At 73.7% G+C, this 1,566-nt stretch carries 1 protein-coding gene; it reads left to right on the top strand.

What is annotated here, in order from left to right; genetic code table 11:
* Positions 1 to 1,384 (top strand): outer membrane beta-barrel protein (locus tag ACFQ4O_RS17400; protein ID WP_378777626.1); only part of this gene is annotated, 1,384 nt, incomplete at its 5' end.
* Positions 1,385 to 1,566: the final 182 nt, after the last annotated feature.

Genomic DNA, 1,566 nt, shown 5'->3' with positions numbered 1-1,566 from the left:
CACGCCTGCGCCCCGCAGCGCCACCGGCGCCGAGGACGAATCGCTGGAGCGGCTGGAGGCGGGAACCCTGTCGGGCGGCGATTACGGCGGCCAGGACGGCCAGCCGCTGTCCGGCGGCGACTATGGCGGCCCGACGCGCCCCGCCGCCCCGGCCGGCGTCTCGGCGATCGATCTCGGCGATCCGCTGGCCCGCAGCCAGGGCCTGCGCCCCGGCTCCGCCAGCCTCGCGCCCCGTCCCCGCCCGCCGGAGGACGACCCTTACGCCACGCCCGGCGTGCGCGCCGGCTCGTTCACCCTGCGCCCGACGCTGGAGGCGGCGAGCGGCTACGACGACAATCCCGACCGCCGCAACACCGGCGGCAAGGGCTCGGGCTACTACCGCCTGCGCGGCGACATCGAGGCGGTGTCGGAGTGGAGCCGGCACGAGCTGCGCGGTTCGGTCTCCGGGCAGATCCGGCGCTATCTCGACCTGGAGGACCCCGGCTACGAGCCGGACGTGGACGCCGTGCTGAAGGGCCGGCTCGACGTGACCGAGCGCACGCAGGTGATCTCCGAGCTTCGGACCTCGATCACCACCTCGCGGCCCGGCGACGCCGACACGCTGACCGACGTGCAGGGCGACCAGATCGAGCGCTCCCACGGCGCGACGCTCGGGATCGCCCACCGCATCAACCGGCTGAGCCTCGAGGCCACGGGGCTGGTGGACCGCTACCTGTTCGACGACGCCACCCTCGTCAGCGGCGAGCCGGTGGACAACGCGGCGCGCAACTACACCGCCTACGAGGCCCGGTTCCGCGCGGCCTACGAGCTGTCGCCCAACCTGCAGCCCTTCGCCGACCTGTCGATCGTGACCCGCGACTTCGACGAGAACGACGGCGTGACGCGCGGCTCGAACGCCATCGCGCTCCGGGGCGGCGCGAAATTCGAGGCGAGCCGCGTGCTCACCGGCGAGATCGCGCTCGGCTACGGCAAGCAGACGCCCAAGGACGACCGCCAGAAGCCGGTGGACGCGCTGCTGTTCGACGGCTCGATCGCGTGGAGCGCGACCCAGCTCACCACCGTGCGGCTCACCGCCAAGAGCTCGCTCTACGAGACCACCTCCACCGACGCCTCGGCGCTGCTCACGCGCCGGGTCGGCGTCTCGGTGGAGCACGCCCTGCGCCGGCACTGGACGGTGACCGCGCGGGCGGACATGGAGAAGCGCGCCTATCGCGGCATCGGCCGCGTGGACGACGTCACCGTGCTGGCGCTCGAAACCGAATACCGGCTGAACCGCAGCGTGGCCCTGTTCGGGAGCTTCGAGCACGACCGGCTCGACAGCAACGTCGCCGGCGGCGACTACACCGCCTCGATCATCGAGTTCGGACTGCGCGTGCGGCGCTGACGCCGCCTCAGACGGTCACGGACAGCAGACGGCCAGAGCGCGCCTCGTCGGTCCCCACCTCGCGCGCGGCGTACGCCTCCGCGGCCGGGAATCCTTGCGCGCTGGCGATGCGCTCGGCGGCGTTGCGGGCGTCGCGCAGGGCGGACGAGGCCTCGGCCGGGGTGACCGGCGGCGCGCCCTTG

Origin of the sequence: Methylopila musalis, assembly GCF_042679725.1 — a bacterium.
GTDB lineage: Bacteria > Pseudomonadota > Alphaproteobacteria > Rhizobiales > Methylopilaceae > Methylopila > Methylopila musalis.
This window is presented reverse-complemented; position numbering and strand designations above follow the sequence as displayed.